Origin of the sequence: Pseudomonas sp. GW456-12-10-14-LB2, from assembly GCF_002884345.1 — a bacterium.
Classification (GTDB): Bacteria; Pseudomonadota; Gammaproteobacteria; order Pseudomonadales; family Pseudomonadaceae; genus Aquipseudomonas; species Aquipseudomonas paraglycinae.
In genome coordinates, this window is the sequence record NZ_POHV01000024.1 from 23,409 (window position 1) to 42,274 (window position 18,866).

The following is an 18,866-nucleotide window of genomic DNA, read 5'->3' on the forward strand; positions in this document are numbered from 1 at the left end:
GAGCTAAATCACGATGGCGCGCATTGTATACCTCAAGTTTCCGCGCGCGCACCGTGACCGCGATGATTGGGTTGTGCCATGACCGATGACCGGCGGGTTCTCAGTACGCCGCCCGGTAGATCTTCTCGATGTCGGCGGCGCTGAGCTTGCGCGGGTTGTTGCGCATCAGGCGCTCGATGCCTGCGGCCTCTACGGCCATGGCCGGGATCGCCTCTTCGGGCACCCCGAAACTGCGCAAGCCCAGCGGAATTTCCACCACTGCGCACAGTTCGGTCATCGCCGCGACGGCGCTATCGGCCGCTTCATTGAGACTCAGATGAGCGGTCTTCACCCCCATGGCTTCGGCGATATCCTGCATCCGTTCGACGCAGGCCATCTTGTTCCAGGTCATGACATACGGCAGCAACAGCGCATTGCTGACCCCGTGAGCAATGTTGAAGCGCCCGCCCAGCGGATACGCCAGCGCATGCACCGCGCCGACCCCGGCATTGCCAAACGCCATGCCGGCCATCAGGCTGGCGGTGGCCATGTCTTCCCGGGCCTGCAGGTTGGACGGGTTGGCGTAGGCCTTGGGCAATGACCGGGCGATCAACTTGATCGCGCCGATGGCCAGCGAATCGGTGATCGGCGAGGCATTCAGTGACAGATAGGATTCGATGGCATGCACCAGCGCATCGACGCCACTGGCGGCGGTGACACTGCGCGGGCAGGTCAGGGTCATCTGCGGACTGACCAGCGCCACGTCCGGCAACAGGTAATCGCTGACGATGCCTTTCTTCAGTTGGGCGACCTTGTCCGAGAGGATGGCGACGTTGGTCACTTCGGAACCGGTGCCGGCCGTGGTCGGGATGGCGATCAGCGGCGGGCCTTTGCGCGGGACCTGATCGACGCCGAACAGATCCTCCAGTGCACCGTGATAACCGGCGTAAGCCGCGACGCTCTTGGCGATGTCGATGGCACTGCCGCCACCGAGGCCGATCAGCCCGTCATGCCCGCCTTCGCGGTAGACACGCATGCAATCCTCGACGATGGCGATTTCCGGATCGGGCAACACGCGGTCGAAGATTTCATATTCACGCTCGCCGATCTGCGCCAGCGCCAGCTCTACCGTGCCGGACTTGACCAGCGCGGCATCGGTAACGATCAGCGGGTTGTCGATATCCAGTCGGGTGAGCTCGGCCGCCAGTTGCTCGATGGCCCCGGCGCCGGTGATCAGTTTGTGAGCGATCTTGAACGAGGAAAGACTCATCGTGCGCAGCCTCTTATAGATGTGGGAGCTGAGCACAAGCGTAGCTGGGGAATTCGGGTTGTCTGGTATTCAGGGTGTGAATGACTGAAGCAGGAACAAGAGCGCCCTCACCCTAACCCTCTCCCGGAGGGAGAGGGGACTGACCGTGGTGAACTTTCGCCATCCATTGACCTGAATTACCGAGTTGAACTCAAATTTTGAAAAGCATAGAGATCGGCTCCCTTTCCCCCTTTCCCCATTGGGGAGAGGGTTGGGGTGAGGGGTGGCTCTTGAGCCGAACACTAAATCTGAGCAGTACGCAGTTTCTCACTCCGCCCACGCAACCACTCCAGCGTCAGCAGCAGAATCACCGAGAAGGCAATCAGTAGCGTTGCAGCCGCCGCAATCGTCGGGCTCAGATTCTCGCGAATCCCGCTGAACATCTGCCGAGGCAACGTCGCCTGCTCGGGACCTGCGAGGAACAGTGTCACCACCACTTCATCGAACGAGGTCGCAAAGGCAAACAGCGCCCCGGAAATCACCCCCGGCGCAATCAGCGGCAAGGTCACCCGACGGAACGTAGTCAGTGGCGAGGCGCCCAGGCTGGCCGCCGCCCGCACCAAGTTATGGTTGAATCCCTGCAACGTCGCCGACACCGTGATGATCACGAACGGTACACCCAACACCGCGTGCACCACGATCAGCGAAAAGAAACTGTTGCCCAGCCCCAGCGGCGCGAAGAACAGGTAACTGGCCACGCCGATGATCACCACCGGCACCACCATCGGTGAAATCACCAGCGCCATCACCAGCGGCTTGCCGGGGAAGTCGCCACGGGTCAGGCCGATGGCCGCCAGCGTGCCGAACACCATCGCCAGCACGGTCGCGGCCGGGGCGACGATGATGCTGTTCTTCAACGCGCGCATCCATTCCGCCGAGGCGAAGAAGTCCTGGTACCAGTGCAGCGAAAAGCCTTGCAGCGGGTACACCAGAAAACTGCCCGAGTTGAACGACAGCGGCACGATCACCAGCACCGGCAGGATCAGAAACAACAGGATCAAGCCGCAGAGGATCCGCAAGCTGTAGAACCACACCCGCTCGACGGGCGACATATAAGGACTCAGCATTTCAAATTCCCCTTAGCTCAGGCGCAGGCGACTGGCGCCCACCAGCCAGCTGTAGATCAGATAAAGCACCACGGTCGCCAGCAGCAACAAGCCGCCGAGTGCAGTGGCCATGCCCCAGTTGATGCTGGTGTTGGTGTAGAACGCGACGAAGTAGCTGACCATCTGATCGTTCGGGCTGCCCAGCAGCGCCGGGGTGATGTAGTAGCCGATGGCGAGGATGAACACCAACAGGCAACCGGCGCCGACACCGGCGTAGGTCTGCGGGAAGTACACCCGCCAGAAACTGGCGAACGGATGGCAGCCGAGGGAAATCGCAGCGCGCATGTAGGTCGGCGAGATGCCTTTCATCACGCTGTAGATCGGCAGGATCATGAACGGCAGCAGGATGTGCACCATCGAGATGTAGACCCCGGTGCGGTTGAACACCAGCTCCAGCGGTTTATCGATGATGCCCATCGCCATCAGCGCGCTGTTGATCAAACCACCGGATTGCAGCAACACGATCCACGCGGCGACCCGCACCAGAATCGACGTCCAGAACGGCAGCAGCACCAGAATCATCAGCAGGTTGCTCTGACGCGACGGCAGGTTGGCCAGCAGGTACGCCAGCGGATAGGCCAGCACCAGGCAGATCACGGTGATGATCAGGCCCATCCAGAAGGTCCGGGCGAAGATGTCGAGGTAGATCGCCTGATCCGGGGTGGCCGGGGCAATTTCGCCGAGGTCGTCGATACGATGATCCACCGCCGCCAACAGATAGAACGGGGTGATGCTGCTGGTGTTGCGCTTCACCGCTTGCCAGTAGGCCGGATCGCCCCAACGCTCGTCGAGGCCTTCCAGCGCTTCTTTATAAGAGGCCGGTTCGCTGGCGAATGGCAGCGAGCGGGCGGTTTTGGTCAGCAGGCTGCGATAGCCGGCCAACTCCATGTTCAGGCGTTTGGACAGATCGCCCAGGGTCTGGTTTTTGCGCGCTTCGGCGAGGTCTTCGCTGGCGGCTTTGTAGACCGGTTCTGCGGGCAGGCCTCGGCCGTCCCACGCAGCAATCGCGGTCACGGTGCGCGGCATGCCGCCAACCACTTCCGGGTTGCCGACGCTTTTATAGAGCAGCGCCACGATCGGCACCAGGAACACCAGCAACAGAAACAGCACCAGCGGCGCGATCAGCGCCTGGGCCTTCCAGCGGTTGACCCGCTCGGCGTGCTTGAGCCGCTGCTTCAAGGTGGGGCTGTTGCCCTCGTTCAGGGGAACGGCGATGGCCATGACGTACTCCGCAAATCTTTGATCAATCGAGAATGTGGGAGCGAGCCTGCTCGCGATAGCGCCTTCGGATTCAACATTGATGCCGACTGACACACCGCAATCGCGGGCAGGCTCGCTCCCACAGGAGGGCGAGCCCTCTGGTTACTTCGCAGCCCAGGAATTGAAGCGCTGCTCCAGTTGCTCGCCGTTGTCAGCCCAGAAGCTGACGTCGATCTGCACCTGGTTGGCGATGTTTTCCGGGGTGGTCGGCATGTCTTTCAGGATTGCCTTGTCCAGCAATGGCACTGCCTGGGAGTTGGCCGGGCCGTAGGCGATGTTTTCCGAGTAGGTCTTCTGCTGTTGCGGCTGCACCGAGAACGCGATGAACTTCTTCGCCGCTTCCGCACGCTTGGCGTCCAGGCCTTTCGGAATGGCCCATGCGTCGAAGTCGTAGATGCCGCCGTTCCACACCACTTTCAGGTTGGATTCTTTCTGCACCGCAGCAATACGACCGTTGTAGGCCGAGCTCATGACCACGTCACCGGAAGCGAGGTATTGCGGCGGCTGGGCGCCGGCTTCCCACCATTGAATGTTCGGTTTCAGCTCGTCGAGTTTCTTGAACGCACGATCCTGACCGCCCTTGCTGGCCAGTTCCTTGTAGACGTCTTTCGGCGCAACGCCGTCGGCCATCAGTGCGAATTCGAGGGTGTACTTGGCGCCTTTGCGCAGGCCGCGCTTGCCCGGGAATTTCTTGGTGTCCCAGAAATCCGCCCAGCTGGTCGGTGCGGTTTTCAGCTTGTCGGCGTTGTAGGCCAGCACGGTCGACCACACGAAGAAGCCCACGCCGCACGGCTGGATCGCGCCTTTGACGTAGTCTTCGGACTTGCCGAACAGCGCAGGATCCAGTTGCTCGAACATGTCTTCGTCGCAGCCACGGGACAGCTCCGGCGATTCAACCTCTACCAGATCCCAGGACACGCTCTTGGTGTCGACCATGGCTTTGACCTTGGCCATCTCACCGTTGTACTCGCCGGCGACGATCTTGCCGTTGCCCGCCGCTTCCCACGGTGCGTAGAAGGCTTTGACTTGCGCCGCCTTGTTCGCCCCGCCAAACGACACCACGGTCAGATCCGGCCCAGCGGCCATTGCGCTTGCCGCACCCATCAGGCCCAGGGTCAGGGCTGTGAACTTCAGGGATCTCAACATTTATTGTTCTCTCCACGTGCAGGGTTGGTGTTGGTATTGCGGGGCGTTTCAGTGCGCCTCTAGAAGAGGATCGAGCGCGCGAACGTGCTCGACCTGCCAGCCAAGCGGAACCACGTCGCCGACTGCGAGCGCAGGATCGAGCTCGGCAATCGGTTGTTTCACGAAGAAGTCGGTCTTGCCGCAGACTTCCAGGCGCACCCGGACGTGGTCGCCCAGATAGATGAATTCGGCAACCCGCCCGGAGAAGCGGTTGACGCATTGGTCACTCGAACCGTTGAGGCTGACGCGCTCCGGACGGATCGACAGAGTGACCGGCTCGCCGGTCTGGCCGATGTTGACCGCCAGCGCCTCGACCTTTTCCCCACGCCCCAGCTCGACCACACAACGCTCGCCGTTCTGGCTGAGCAGGCGACCGTTGAGGCGGTTGTTTTCGCCGATGAAGTTGGCGACGAAGGTGTTTTTCGGTTCTTCGTAGAGGGTGCGTGGCGGGGCGATCTGCTGGATCTCGCCCTGGTGGAATACGGCAACGCGGTCGGACATGGTCAGGGCTTCGCCTTGGTCGTGGGTCACGTAGACCACGGTTACGCCAAGGCGCTGGTGCAGGTGTTTGATTTCCATCTGCATGTGTTCGCGCAATTGTTTGTCGAGAGCGCCGAGGGGTTCGTCCATCAGCACCAGTTGTGGTTCGAACACCAGCGCGCGAGCCAGTGCCACACGCTGTTGCTGACCGCCGGACAGTTGCGCCGGGTAACGCGATGCGAACGCGTCGAGCTGGACCATGCTCAGGACTTTCTTGACCTTGTCGCTGACATCGCTCTTGTTCAGGCCGCGCACGGTCAGCGGGAACGCGAGGTTTTCAGCGACAGTCATGTGCGGGAACAACGCGTAGTTCTGGAACACCATGCCGATGTCGCGCTTGTGCGGCGGCACGTTGTTGATCGCCCGCCCGGCCAGGAGGATTTCACCGGCGGTCGGCGTTTCGAAACCGGCGAGCATCATCAGGCTGGTGGTTTTGCCCGAGCCGGACGGCCCGAGCAAGGTGAGGAATTCGCCCTTGCGAATGTCCAGGTTGAGGTCTTTGACGATCAGGTTCTCGCCGTCGTAGCTCTTCTGCACTCCACGAAAGCTGACCAGCACATCGCTGGCCCCTGCGTTTGATTCGACCTGGCTCATACCCACACCTTTGTTATTGATGACTGCTGTGGGATTAAGCCTAGTGGCTGCTTGCAGTCACGCAAATCGGGGCGCAGGAGAGAATCGCCTCAGCCGGATGGAAGGCCGGGGGTAGGGATTGCCCTACAAGGATGGCGCGTTTTGGCAAACCCGACGCATGGGTCGGGGCTCAAGCCGTCAGAACCGGCAAAAGCGCTTGTCGCTATTGGATATGTCGCTCAGAGCAGCTTGTGTTCCATCGCGTACTTCACCAGCTCGGCGAGCGAAGTGATGTTGAGCTTCTGCATCAGCCGCGCCTTGTGGGTGCTGATGGTCTTGCTGCTCAGGGCCAGTTGCTGGGCGATATCGTTGACGTTGGCGCCCTGGGCCAGGCGTTCGAACACCGAGAACTCGCGCTCCGACAGCAGCGAGTGCAGTGGCCGCGCATCGGTCAGGCCGACTTCGAAGACCATGCGGTCGGCCAGCTCCGGATCGATGTAGCGCCCGCCGGCCGCGACCTTGCGGATCGCCGTCAGCAGCAGCGCCGGATCACTGTCCTTGGTCGCATACCCGGCGGCGCCGATCTTCAGCGCCCGGGCGGCCATCTGCGCTTCGTCGTGCATCGACAGCACCAGAATCGCCGGCGGATGGTTCAGCGCGCGGATCCTTGGAATCGCTTCGAGCCCGTTGACGCCGGGCATCGAGATATCCAGCAGCACCACTTCGCAGGGCACGTTGCGCAAGGTTTCGAGCAACTGCTCGCCATTGCTCGCCTCCCCCACCACTTGCAGATCCTTGGCCAGGCCGATCAATTGCTTGATGCCTTCGCGAACGATGGTGTGGTCTTCGGCTACCAGTACACGGATCACTTACTTCTCCTCATCCAGTGGCACCCGCACGCTCAGCGTGGTGCCCTCGCCCGGCTCGCTGTCGAGTGACAGCTGCCCGCCCATGATCAACACCCGCTCGCGCATGCCCACCAGTCCAAAGGATGTCGGCCTGCCGGCAGCGGCGACAAATCCTACGCCATCATCGCTGACCGTCAGACACAATTCGTCGCCTTCCTGCGCCAGCGTCAGTTCAACAGTATGCGCCTGGGCATGGCGCATGACGTTGGTCAGCGCCTCCTGAAGAATGCGGAACAGGCCGATGGCCTTGGCGTCGCTGAGCGGCGCAAGGTTGTCCGGCACCTGCACCAGACACGGAATTTGCGTGCGCGCCTCGAACCGCCGCGCCTGCCACTCGATCGCCGAGGCGATCCCGGCATCGAGAATCGGCGGGCGCAACGCCGTCGCCACATCGCGCACCAGCTGGAACAACTGGGCGATCAGGCGTTTCATGCTGTTGAGCCGTTCGTTCAGACCGGGGTCGAGTTGCGCGTAGGCCAGTTCGCACATCGATGTCTCCAGTTTCAGCACCGTCAGCATCTGCCCCAGCTCATCGTGAACCTCGCGGGCGATGCGCGCCTTTTCCTCTTCCCGCACGCTTTCCAGGTGCGCCGACAATTCGCGCAGTTGCTCGCGGGAGGCCGCCAGCTCCAGTTCGATGCGTTTGCTTTCGGTGATGTCCCAGACAATGCCGTCCCAGACATATGAACCGCCTTCCAGCTGACGGGTGATCGCCTTGATTTCGGCCCAGCGTTGCTCGCCCTGGCGCGTGAGGATCCGGCCCTGCCACGACCAGTCGCTGTCGGTGTCCAGCGCTTGATCCTGGGTCTGGTGATAAGCGGCCCGGTCATCCGGATGCACCAGGCTGCGCAGGCCCATGTCGCGATGGGCGATGGCGGCCGGCGCGTAGCCGACCAGACTTTCGCTGCCCTCGCTGATGTAGGCAAAGTCGATCTGCCCGGTGACCGGTGCGCGCTCGAGACGGAACACCAGCCCCGGCACATTGGCCGCGATGCCTTGCAGCCGCGCCTCGCTTTCCTGCAACGCAGCCAGGGCACGACGGCGCTCGGTGACATCGGTGAGATAAACCACCAGGTATTCGCCATCACGAAAACGCAGGAAACTCAGCGACACGTCCGCCGGCAGCACACTGCCATCGGCCCGCACACAGTTGGTTTCAAAACTAAGCGGCCCTTCTTCGCTGGCCCGGGCGCGTTTCCACAGGTTGAGCCAGCGGTCCATGTGCAGGCCCGGTTCGAAGTCGATCAACGGCCGATCAATGATGGCGCCCTGTGGATAACCGAGCATGTTTTCTGCCGCACGGTTGGCGTAGCGCACATGGCTGTCCCAGTTGACCCAGAGAATGCCGACGGTGCTCTGATCGATGGAAAACTGGGTCAGGCGCAGGGCTTCTTCGCTGGCGGCACGCAGGGCGATGTCTTCACGCGCGTCGAACAAACGTTGTTCAAGACTGCGTTGCTGGCGGCGTTGCCAGAACACGATGGCCACGCAGCTGAGCAGCAACACTGCGAACAACAGACTCAGGTTCTGCCAGAAGCCCGGCGACTCGGAAAGCCGTGGATACTTGGGTTGCAGCCATTGCGCATGCAGGCGTTCCAGATCCTTGGCCGGGATTGCGCGCAGGGCGCTTTCAACGATTCCGGCCAGTTCCGGCCAGTCGCGGCGGGTGCCGATGCGCAGCAGTTGCGGCAGACCGATATCACCGACCACCACCAGCCCGGCAAACTCCGGCTCCGCCGACAGTCGACCGAGCTGCGCCTCATCGACCACCGCGTAGGACGCCTGCTGACTCAGCAACAGTTGCAGCGCCTGACGCTCCATCGGTACGCCTTGCAGATTCAGGTGCGGATAGTTGCCGCGCAGGTAATCGGCGGTGACGCCGGGCATGCGCACGGCGACGCGGGTCTGGCTGTCGAGTTTTTCCAGCTCCACGGTCGCGCTGCTTTTCTGGTCGCTGACCACCAGTTGCGGCACGCGCATGTACGGGTCGGAGAACTGCCACAGACGCAGCCCGCCCGGGGTCTGGGTCAGGCCCGGAGCGATGTCGATTTCGCCATCCCGGGCAGCAGCCTCGAGTTGGGCCAGATCCTGAAAATTGCGCCAGCTCAGCTCGACATTCAGCGCCCTGGCCAATGCTTTCATGACTTCGACGTTGGCCCCTGACAGCCGCTGCAAGCGCCGGTCGTATTGCGCGTACGGCGCCTGCAACACCAGGCCCACGCGCAATTCATTGTGCTGTGCGAGCCACTGTTGTTCGCTCGCCGATAACCGCGCGAGGTGGCTCGGTGGCGCAGGCGCCGCCCAACCCATCAAGGGAAACGCCAGACAGCCGATAACCCACAGGCAGCAAAAACGCATCATTGAAGTCTCATACACTGACAAATTCTGACCAACCCATTAGGCTGCCGGGATAACTTCTGGCCTGGAATAACCGATGCCCCCTGTCTATCGCCTGGCAATGCCAGCATTGTGCCTGTCGCTGATCCTGCCTTGTGCGTTTTCCGTCGAAGCTGCGGATCCGGCACCCGCCCCCGCCGCAGAAAAAGCCGCCGAAGAAAAACCGGTCGAACGCCAGCCACTGCTTGAGCGTAGTCAGGAAGAAGCCGCGGCACTCGAACGCAAGGTTCCGGCCCAGGAACAACAGCAACTGCAAGCGGGCAGCGACACCTTCCTCGCCCTGTGGAAACCGGCCAACACCGCCGAACCCAAAGGCGCGGTGATCCTCGTTCCCGGTGCCGGCGAAACCGCTGACTGGCCCCAGGCGATCGGCCCGTTGCGCCGCAAGTTGCCGGACGTCGAGTGGAGCAGCCTGAGTATCACCCTGCCCGATCTGCAAAGCGATGCCATCGCACCGCGCGTGGCTGAAGCCCCCGCCGCACCGAAAACCGCCGACCCGGGCAGCAAGGATTCGACCACCGCCGAGCCGATCGAACAAGCCGCCGGCGGCGAAGCCGATGTGGCCGACAAAGTCGTGGCTGAATCCACCGAAGAACAGTCCAAGGCCGACGCCGAGCGAATCTTCGCCCGCATCGACGCGGCACTGGCCTACGCCGAACAACAAAGCGCGCGCAGCATCGTCGTGCTCGGTCATGGTACCGGCGCCTACTGGGCGGCGCGTTACGTGAGCGAGCGACAGAGCTCGCAGGTCGAGAAGCTGCTGCTGGTGGCCGCGCAGACCCCGGCCAAGGCCAAACCGGAACTGGTGGAACTGACACCGACCCTGAAACTGCCGACAGCCGACATTTTCTACATGGATAAGGCGCCGGACCGCAACTCGGCACTGGAGCGCATGCAGGCGAGCAAGCGGCTGAAGACGTCCTCTTTCAGTCAGGTCGCACTCAAGGCCCTGCCGGACAACAAGGCCGAGCAGGAGCAATTGTTCCGCCGGGTGCGGGGCTGGTTGAATCCGCAGAGCCCGGACTAAAAATCCGGACTGTAAAAACGCAGACAAAAAAATCGCAGCCCAACGCTGCGATTTTTTTATGCCTAGCGAAAATCCCGCCGTTCGCGAATCAACGTGTAGGCATTGTGCAATTCGCGGGTCCTCTCGGTGGCCTCGCGCACCTGCGCCGGCGTGGCGCCCGTACCGGCCACCTTGTCCGGGTGATGTCGGCTGAGCAGACGCCGATAGGCACGCTTGATCTGCGCCGGTTCACTGGTGGCCGATACGCCGAGCAGGCGCATCGCCTCCTGATAACTCACCGCCGCGCTGACGATCGGACGCTTGTGTGGCTCGTAGTCCGCCGCCAGCGCCTGGATCTGGTGGGTCGTCCAGCCCAGCCACTTGCCCCACTGCGCCAGCAATTCCCGCTCGCTGACGCCGGCCCGACCATCGGCAAAGACCATTCGCCAGCAGGCGCGCAATACGCCTTCGGCCGCATGGGGTTGAGCACTCAGCCGGCGCAGATAACCGCGCAGATTGTCGTTGCCGGACTTGCCGCGATTGAACGCGGCAATCGCCCGGCGCTGCGCCGGCTCGCTCATTTCCAGCGCGCGCATCTCATGACGCGCCTGCTGGATGTGACCGTCCGTGACCCGCCCGTCGCTCTTGGCCAGACGCCCGAGCAACACGAACAACAGCTCGTCGTTGCGCAGCATCGGCCGACCGCCGAGTTTTTCCCGCAAATGCCCCCAGCTCTGCAAATGCAGACGCCGATCCAGCGCCTGCCCCAACAAAGCACCAAGCATGGCCCCCGGAATGCTGGCAATAGCAAAACCCGCTCCGGCTCCAATCAGAGTCCCTGGCCACAACATATCAGCGACTCGCTTCTATCAAGGCTTCAGCTTCGGCCAGACGCTCGTGCGTGCCGACATCGACCCAGTGACCTTTCAACCGCTCGCCGGTCACCTGCCCGTTCGCCATGGCTTTACGCAGCAGCGGCGCCAGTTTGAAGGCACCGTCGCTGCAGCCATCGAACAACTGCGGGTGCAGCACGGCGATACCGCTGTAGGTCAGGGTCGCCGCGTCGGTCTGGCCATCACGCACCTGGCCGTCGGTCAGGGTGAAGTCGCCGGTCGGGTGATGGGCCGGATTGTCCGCCAGCACCAGATGTGCCAGGCCGCTGATCGGCTGATGCAGCACGCTGAAGTCGTAATCGGTCCAGATGTCACCGTTGACTACCAGAAACGCGTCGTCGCCCAACAGCGGCAAGGCGCGGAAAATTCCGCCGCCGGTTTCCAGTGGCTCGCCCTCCGGCGAATACTGGATCGACACGCCGAATTGCGAACCATTGCCCAGATGATCTTCGATCTGCTGTCCGAGCCAGGCGTGATTGATCACGATCTCATTGAAGCCGGCCGCGACCAGGGCACGCAGGTGGTATTCAATCAGCGGCACACCGCCGGCTCGCACCAGCGGTTTGGGGGTGGTCAGGGTCAGCGGGCGCATGCGCTCGCCTTTGCCCGCCGCCAGAATCATTGCCTTCATGCCGTCACCCCACCACGCAGGCTGACCAGCAGTGCCTGCAGATCCGCCAGCTCGGGACGGCGCGCGATGACCGCTTCTATATAGGAGAAGAAACGCGGCACATCGCCGAGGTAACGCGGCTTGCCATCGCGATGGCAGATGCGGGCGAAGATGCCGATGACTTTCAGATGGCGCTGCACGCCCATCAGGTCGCTGGCGCGCAGGAACTCTTCGAAGTCCGGCTGCACCGGGATGTTAAGCGCCGACGCCTGCTGCCAGTAGCTTTCCAGCCAGCCGCGCACACGCTCTTCAGGCCAGCTGAGGAAGGCGTCCTTGAACAGGCAAGTCACGTCGTAGGTCACCGGGCCGTACACGGCGTCCTGGAAATCCAGCACGCCGGGATTTGGCTCGCTGAGCATCAGGTTGCGTGGCATGTAGTCGCGGTGCACCAAGACCTTCGGTTGGGCCAGGGCGCTGTCGATCAGCAGATCGCTGACCTTTTGCCACTGCTGCTGTTGGGTTGCATCGAACTCGACGCCCAACTCGCGTTTCACGTACCACTCGGGAAACAGTTCCAGCTCGCGGCGCAACAACGCGACGTCATAGCTCGGCAGCGGCGCCACCATCGGCAGCTGCTGAAAAGCCAGCAGTGCTTGCAGGGCATCGCTGAATAACGCGTCGGCATTTTCGCTGTCGATCACGTCCAGATAGGTCTTGTTGCCCAGGTCATTGAGCAAAAGAAACCCGCGTTCGAGGTCTTCTGCATAAATTTTCGGCACGTTGATGCCGGATTTCGCGAGCAAAAAGGCGATATCCACGAACGGTTTGCAGTTTTCCTGAGGTGGCGGCGCGTCCATCACGACGAAGCTGCGACCCGCGCCTTCCCAACGGAAATACCGACGGAAACTCGCGTCGCTGCTGGCCGCGGTCAACGTGGCCGGGGGTACGGCTCCCCAGCCCTGATCTGCAAAAAGGGTTGCCAACTGTTCATCGAGCCAAACTTTCAGGTGTTGCAAGCGTACATCTTGATCAGGCATTGCAAGGGTCTCCGACGGCGCTAGCCGTCAAGCGGGTCATGCTTTATTATCCAGCATCTTTTTCAGACCATCGAGAGGCGTGCGGCCCACACCGCGGGCAGATGGCACGCAGGAAGCCCGGACTAATAAGATGGCATTGAAATCCCCCGCGTTTCGTAAAAAATTTCCGTTGTTGGTAACCGGCAGTCTGCTGGCTATGCAACCTCTGGCCAGTTCATTCGTTGTTGCCGCCGAGCAGTATGACTGCGCCGTCTCGGCAACGGGAGGCTGGGCCTGCTCGCCGAAGACGCCGGCCGCTACCTTGCCGCCGCGTCCCGTGCATGACGGCAGTGCCGTCAGTGCCGCTGGCGAAGCCCCGGCCGAGAGCGGCTCCACTGCGGAGTCCGGGCCCAAGCCGGTACTGGTTACCGAGTCCAAGGGCCGTGGCCTGAAATCCCGTAGCGAAGACTACAGTCACCTCGACTGGGTTCCGCGCGAGAAGCTCACCGCCGCCCAGCTGGCCGAGACCGGTCCTTACTGCTCTGGTTCCTATATCGAACCGATTCGTCCTGGCATGAATGACAAGACGAATAAAAGTGACGCCCCGACCTTCATCGGCGCCAAAGCGTCGCGTTACCAGCAGGATTCGCAGGTCGCGAGTCTCGCCGGTGACGTGGTCATGCGTCAGGGCAGCATGCAGGTCGAAGCCGACGAGGCCAACCTGTATCAGGCCGAAAGCCGTGGCGAACTGGCGGGCAACGTGCGCATTCGCGACAACGGTGCACTGATCGTCGGCGACCACGCCGATGTGCAGCTGGACACCGGTGAAGCCAAGGTCGACAACGCCGAATACGTCATGCACAAGTCGCGCATCCGCGGTAACGCGCTGTACGCCAAGCGTGCCGAAAACGCGATCATCCGTCTGAAGGACGGCACGTACACCACGTGCGAACCGAACAGCAACGCCTGGCAGCTCAAGGGCAACAACATCACCCTGAACCCTGCCACCGGCTTCGGTACCGCGACCAACGTGACGCTGCGGGTCAAGGACATTCCTGTCCTGTACACGCCGTACATCTACTTCCCGATCGACGATCGTCGTCAGTCGGGTTTCCTGCCGCCGACCATCGGCACCGGCAGCGACACCGGCTTCATGCTGGTGACCCCGTACTACTTCAACCTGGCACCGAACTACGATGCCACGTTGTATCCGCGCTACATGAGCAAGCGCGGCATGTTGATGGAAGGCGAATTCCGTTACCTGACCAAGTCGAGCGAAGGTCAGTTCGGCGCAGCGTATCTCAACGACGAGGACGACGAGCGCAAGGGCCAGACCGACTACGACAAGACTCGCTACATGTACAACTGGCAGCACAAGGGTGGTCTCGACTCCCGCGTGCTCACCCAGGTGGACTACACCAAGATCAGCGATCCTTATTACTTCCAGGATCTGCAGACCGACCAGATCGGCGTGAAAAGTGCCGACTACGTGAACCAGCAGGGCTCGGTCACCTATCGTGGCGACAGCTATACCGCCCGTTTGAATGCCCAGGCGTATCAGCTGGCAACCGTATCGAACATCACACCGTATGACCGCCTGCCGCAAATCACCTTCAATGGCCAGCTGCCGTATCATCCGGAAGGACTGGATTTCGATTACGAGACCGAGATCGTTCGTTTCGATCGCGATCTGAAAAATGGCGATTTCACGAACGAAGACGGCACAACCGAGCCTCGCCTCGACAACAACGTGTTCGGCCTCGCTCGCGCCAATGGCGACCGTCTGAATCTGAAACCAGGCGTCAGCCTGCCAATGAACTGGACCTATGGTTTCCTGAAACCATCGTTGAAGTACCAGTACACGCAGTATCAACTGGATCTGGACAGCAAAGGCAAGTCGGATATCGCCGCGTTGTCGCCGGAGAACCAGAAACTGTTCGGCAAGTTCGACAGCAACCAGAACCGCGGCGTACCTATCGCCAGCATTGACGGTGGCCTGTACTTCGACCGCAACACATCCTTCTTTGGCAAGAACTATCGCCAGACCCTGGAACCGCGCTTGTTCTACCTCTATGTACCCGAGGTGGACCAGGAAGACATTCCGGTATTCGACACCAGCGAGTACACCTTCAACTACGCGTCGCTGTTCCGTGACAACCGCTTCTCCGGCTCCGACCGTGTCGGCGACGAGAACAAGCTGTCGCTGGGCGTGACCAGTCGCTGGATCGAAGACGACGGCTTCGAACGTCAACGCATCAGTGTCGGCCAGGCGCTGTACTTCAAGGATCGCAAGGTTCAACTTCCGGGTATCGCGTTCAACGATCGCGACGACGCCAAGTCCAGTGTTTCGCCTTATGCACTGGAATACGAATACCGCTGGAACCGCGACTGGCGCACCACTGCCGACTACAACTGGGATCCGGACAGCCACAGCCCGCGTTCCGGCAGCGCGATGTTCCATTACCAGCCTGAAGACAACCCGAACAAGGTGGTCAACGTCGGCTACCGCTATCGCAACGACCAGGTTCGTTACGACCAGAACACCGGCAAGTGGTCGGTGGGCGGCGGTGACTACGGCACGCCGGGTCAACCTGGCTACGTGAAGGACTACTACAAGATCCAGCAGCATGACTTCTCGGTCATCTGGCCAATCGTTCCACAATGGAGCGCCATCAGCCGCTGGCAGTACGACTACAACCGCAACCGTACACTGGAAGCCTTCGGTGGTTTCGAGTACGACAACTGCTGCTGGAAACTGCGCCTGATCAACCGTTACTGGGTTTCCTACGACGAATTCAGTCAGGAAGCTCCGCAAAACGAAAAAGGCGACCACGGCGTCTTCCTCCAAATTGTTCTGAAGGGACTCGGCGGCCTCACCGGCGCCAAGGTAGAGAGCTTCCTCGACAAAGGCATCCAAGGTTATCGTCAACGTGAAGACCAAGCTTTCTGATTGTCTGCGCCCGCTGATGCTGGGCGCGCTGTTCCTGGGTACCGCGGCCAACGCCGCGGTGCAGTCCATCGATAAAGTGGTGGCCATCGTCGACAACGACGTAGTCATGCAGAGCCAGCTGGATCAACGCGTCCACGAAGTTCAGCAAACCATCGCCAAGCGTGGCGGCGGTTTACCACCTCCGGGCGTGCTGGACCAACAGGTGCTCGAGCGCCTGATCGTCGAAAACCTGCAACTGCAGATCGGCGAGCGTTCCGGTATCCGCATCACCGATGAGGAACTGAACCAGGCTGTGGGCACCATTGCCCAGCGCAACAACATGACCCCGGAGCAGTTCCGCATTGCCCTGTCCCGTGACGGCCTCTCCTATGAAGACGCTCGCGAGCAGATCCGCCGCGAAATGATCATCAGCCGTGTACGCCAGCGCCGTGTGGCCGAACGCATCCAGGTATCGGAACAGGAAGTGAAGAACTTCCTCGCCTCCGACCTGGGCAAGATGCAACTGTCCGAAGAACTGCACCTGGCCAACATCCTGATTCCGACCCCGGAAAGCGCGAACTCCGAAGCAATTCAGAGTGCCGCACGCAAGGCGATGGACGTTTACCAGCAGCTCAAGCAAGGTGCTGACTTCGGCCAGATGGCCGTGGCCAACTCCGCCAGTGACAACGCGCTGGAAGGCGGCGATATGGGCTGGCGTAAAGCCGCTCAACTGCCACCGCCGTTCGACCGTGAGTTGAGTCGCATGGCTGTCGGCGACATCACTCAACCGGCACGCACTCCGGGTGGTTTCATCATCCTGAAGCTGCTGGAAAAACGTGGTGGCGAAAGCCAGATGCGTGACGAAGTGCATGTGCGCCATATTCTGGTCAAGCCAAGTCCGGTTCGCGACGAAGCCAAGACCAAGGAGCTGGCCCAATCGCTCTACAACCGCATCGAAGCCGGTGAAGATTTCGCCGAACTGGCCAAGAAGTATTCGGAAGACCCGGGTTCTGCCCTCAACGGCGGCGACCTGAACTGGATCGACCCGAACGCACTGGTACCGGAATTCCGCGCCGTTATGGCCAAGGCCCCACAAGGCCAGCTGTCCAAGCCGTTCCAGACCCAGTACGGCTGGCACGTTCTGGAAGTCCTTGGCCGTCGCGCCACCGATAGCACCGAACAGGCCCGTGAGCAGCAAGCGATGACCGTACTGCGTAACCGCAAATACGACGAAGAGCTGCAAACCTGGCTGCGTCAGATCCGTGACGAAGCGTACGTAGAGATCAAACTCCCTGGTGCAGACCAGGCAGCGCAGTGAAACCCAAGCGTTTCGCGCTGACACCCGGCGAACCGGCCGGCATCGGTCCCGACCTGTGCCTGCTGCTCGCTTCGCAAGCCCAGCCACACCCCCTGATTGCCATCACCAGCCGCGACCTGCTCCAAGAGCGGGCCGCGCAGCTGGGGCTGGCCGTCAGCTTGCTGGAAGTGGCGCCTGACCACTGGCCGGACGCACCGGCGCCCGCCAACAGCCTGTACGTCTGGGACACCCCGCTCAGCGCCCCCGTGGTCGCCGGGCAACTGGACAAGGCCAACGCCGCATTCGTCCTCGAAACCCTGACCCGCGCCGGCAACGGCTGCCTGAACGGCGACTTCGCCGGAATGATCACCGCCCCGGTGCACAAAGGCGTGATCAACGAATCGGGCATCGCGTTTTCCGGCCACACCGAATTTCTCGCCGACCTGACCCACACCGCCCAAGTGGTAATGATGCTCGCGACCCGCGGTTTGCGCGTGGCGCTGGTCACCACTCACCTGCCCTTGCGCGACATCGCCGATGCGATCACGCCCGAGCGGCTGGAGCGGGTCACGCGGATTCTGCACACCGATCTGCAACAAAAATTCGGCATCGCCCAACCGCGTATCCTGGTCTGCGGGCTCAACCCGCACGCCGGTGAAGGCGGACACCTGGGCCATGAAGAAATCGACATCATCGAACCCACATTGGAGCGCCTGCGCGGCGAGGGCATGGACCTTCGTGGCCCGCTGCCTGCCGACACTCTGTTTACCCCCAAATATCTGGAGCACTGCGATGCAGTGCTGGCGATGTACCACGACCAGGGCCTGCCCGTGCTGAAGTACAAAGGCTTCGGCGCTGCAGTCAACGTGACCCTGGGCCTGCCGATCATCCGCACGTCGGTCGACCATGGCACCGCCCTGGATCTGGCCGGCAGCGGCAAGATCGACACCGGCAGCCTGAAAGTCGCCCTGGAAACCGCCTACCAGATGGCCGAGACCCGTTTATGACCGAGCAATACCAACACAAGGCGCGCAAACGCTTTGGCCAGAACTTCCTGCACGATGCCGGCGTCATCGACCGCATCCTGCGCTCCATCAGCGCCAAGGCCGGCGACCGCATGCTGGAAATCGGCCCGGGCCAGGGCGCATTGACTGCCGGCATCCTCAACTCCGGCGCACAGCTGGACGTGGTGGAGCTGGACAAGGATCTGATCCCGATCCTCAACCAGCAGTTTGCCAACAAGAGCAATTTCAACCTGCATCAGGGCGATGCGCTGAAGTTCGATTTCAACAGCCTGAACGCTGCGCCGAACAGCCTGCGCGTGGTCGGCAACCTGCCGTACAACATCTCCACACCGCTGATTTTCCACCTGCTGAACAACGCCGGCATCATCCGCGACATGCACTTCATGCTGCAGAAGGAAGTGGTCGAGCGTCTGGCCGCAGGTCCGGGTGGCGGTGACTGGGGCCGTCTGTCGATCATGGTTCAGTACCATTGCCGGGTCGAGCATCTGTTCAACGTCGGCCCGGGCGCATTCAATCCGCCGCCGAAAGTCGACTCGGCGATCGTCCGCCTGGTACCGCACGCCGTACTGCCGCATCCGGCCAAGGATCATCGCCTGCTCGAGCGGGTGGTGCGTGAAGCCTTCAACCAGCGTCGCAAGACCCTGCGCAACACCCTCAAGCAGTTGCTGAGCAACGCCGAAATCGAAGCCGCCGGCGTCGATGGCAGCCTGCGACCGGAGCAACTCGATCTGGCCGCGTTCGTGCGCTTGGCCGACAAGCTCGCCGAACAGCCGGCAAAGGCGCCTGAAGCCGACTGACCGGCAATGATCGCTATCGGGCGGGACGCCAACTCT

At 61.7% G+C, this 18,866-nt stretch carries 15 protein-coding genes; 5 read left to right on the forward strand and 10 right to left on the reverse strand.

Annotated features, from left to right (window positions below; genetic code table 11):
- Nucleotides 1-100: 100 nt before the first annotated feature.
- The 7 genes from C1X29_RS17645 to C1X29_RS17675 all read right to left on the reverse strand — a co-directional run bounded on the left by C1X29_RS17645 (nt 101) and on the right by C1X29_RS17675 (nt 9,221).
- Nucleotides 101-1,249, reverse strand: a complete 1,149-nt coding sequence (locus C1X29_RS17645) for an iron-containing alcohol dehydrogenase (protein ID WP_085746580.1) — start codon at nt 1,247-1,249, stop codon at nt 101-103.
- A 281-nt stretch (nt 1,250-1,530) separates the two neighbouring features.
- Nucleotides 1,531-2,355 carry an ABC transporter permease gene (locus C1X29_RS17650; protein WP_085746581.1) on the reverse strand — a complete coding sequence of 275 codons (825 nt, stop codon included), beginning with the start codon at nt 2,353-2,355 and terminating at the stop codon, nt 1,531-1,533.
- Between the two features lie 12 nt (nt 2,356-2,367).
- Entirely contained in the window at nt 2,368-3,615 is a 1,248-nt protein-coding gene (locus C1X29_RS17655; protein ID WP_007959935.1) for an ABC transporter permease, read from the reverse strand.
- 141 nt (nt 3,616-3,756) lie between these two features.
- Entirely contained in the window at nt 3,757-4,800 is a 1,044-nt protein-coding gene (locus C1X29_RS17660) for an ABC transporter substrate-binding protein (protein ID WP_007959933.1), read from the reverse strand.
- 48 nt (nt 4,801-4,848) lie between these two features.
- On the reverse strand, nt 4,849-5,973 hold the full coding sequence (locus C1X29_RS17665) for an ABC transporter ATP-binding protein (RefSeq protein WP_007959931.1): 1,125 nt from the start codon (nt 5,971-5,973) through the stop codon (nt 4,849-4,851).
- A gap of 218 nt (nt 5,974-6,191) precedes the next feature.
- A complete protein-coding gene (locus C1X29_RS17670; RefSeq protein ID WP_011336200.1) occupies nt 6,192-6,821 on the reverse strand; it encodes a response regulator transcription factor in 630 nt (209 codons plus the stop codon).
- Nucleotides 6,822-9,221 (reverse strand): transporter substrate-binding domain-containing protein, encoded by a 2,400-nt coding sequence (locus C1X29_RS17675; protein WP_007959927.1) that lies wholly within the window; start codon nt 9,219-9,221, stop codon nt 6,822-6,824.
- 73 nt (nt 9,222-9,294) lie between these two features.
- Here C1X29_RS17675 and C1X29_RS17680 point away from each other — a divergent pair, with 73 nt between their 5' ends.
- Nucleotides 9,295-10,284, forward strand: coding sequence for an alpha/beta hydrolase family protein (locus C1X29_RS17680; RefSeq protein WP_085746583.1), 990 nt, complete (start codon nt 9,295-9,297; stop codon nt 10,282-10,284).
- A gap of 62 nt (nt 10,285-10,346) precedes the next feature.
- Here the strand turns inward: C1X29_RS17680 and C1X29_RS17685 are convergent, their stop codons facing one another.
- The 3 genes from C1X29_RS17685 to C1X29_RS17695 are packed head-to-tail and all read right to left on the reverse strand — an operon-like array spanning nt 10,347 to nt 12,803.
- Nucleotides 10,347-11,114, reverse strand: coding sequence for a TerB family tellurite resistance protein (locus C1X29_RS17685; protein ID WP_102717997.1), 768 nt, complete (start codon nt 11,112-11,114; stop codon nt 10,347-10,349).
- Between the two features lies 1 nt (nt 11,115).
- Nucleotides 11,116-11,787, reverse strand: a complete 672-nt coding sequence (gene murU, locus C1X29_RS17690) for an N-acetylmuramate alpha-1-phosphate uridylyltransferase MurU (RefSeq protein ID WP_102717998.1) — start codon at nt 11,785-11,787, stop codon at nt 11,116-11,118.
- Nucleotides 11,784-12,803: an aminoglycoside phosphotransferase family protein gene (locus tag C1X29_RS17695; RefSeq protein WP_102717999.1), complete on the reverse strand. Its 1,020-nt coding sequence runs from the start codon at nt 12,801-12,803 to the stop codon at nt 11,784-11,786. The genes murU and C1X29_RS17695 overlap by 4 nt, the downstream gene beginning before the upstream one ends.
- A gap of 130 nt (nt 12,804-12,933) precedes the next feature.
- Between C1X29_RS17695 and C1X29_RS17700 the strand changes: the two genes are divergently transcribed.
- Genes C1X29_RS17700 through rsmA form a run of 4 tightly spaced genes read left to right on the forward strand, consistent with a single transcriptional unit; the run spans nt 12,934 to nt 18,830 of the window.
- Complete coding sequence (locus C1X29_RS17700; protein WP_102685685.1) at nt 12,934-15,732, forward strand: LPS-assembly protein LptD; 2,799 nt, start codon at nt 12,934-12,936, stop codon at nt 15,730-15,732.
- The gene (locus C1X29_RS17705) at nt 15,713-17,029 is read left to right on the forward strand and encodes a peptidylprolyl isomerase (RefSeq protein ID WP_146023262.1); all 1,317 of its coding nucleotides are present in this window, start codon (nt 15,713-15,715) and stop codon (nt 17,027-17,029) included. Before C1X29_RS17700 ends, C1X29_RS17705 begins: the two co-directional genes overlap by 20 nt.
- Nucleotides 17,026-18,015: a 4-hydroxythreonine-4-phosphate dehydrogenase PdxA gene (gene pdxA / locus C1X29_RS17710; protein WP_102718000.1), complete on the forward strand. Its 990-nt coding sequence runs from the start codon at nt 17,026-17,028 to the stop codon at nt 18,013-18,015. Before C1X29_RS17705 ends, pdxA begins: the two co-directional genes overlap by 4 nt.
- Nucleotides 18,012-18,830, forward strand: coding sequence for a 16S rRNA (adenine(1518)-N(6)/adenine(1519)-N(6))-dimethyltransferase RsmA (rsmA, locus tag C1X29_RS17715; protein ID WP_085746589.1), 819 nt, complete (start codon nt 18,012-18,014; stop codon nt 18,828-18,830). The genes pdxA and rsmA overlap by 4 nt, the downstream gene beginning before the upstream one ends.
- Nucleotides 18,831-18,866 lie beyond the last annotated feature (36 nt).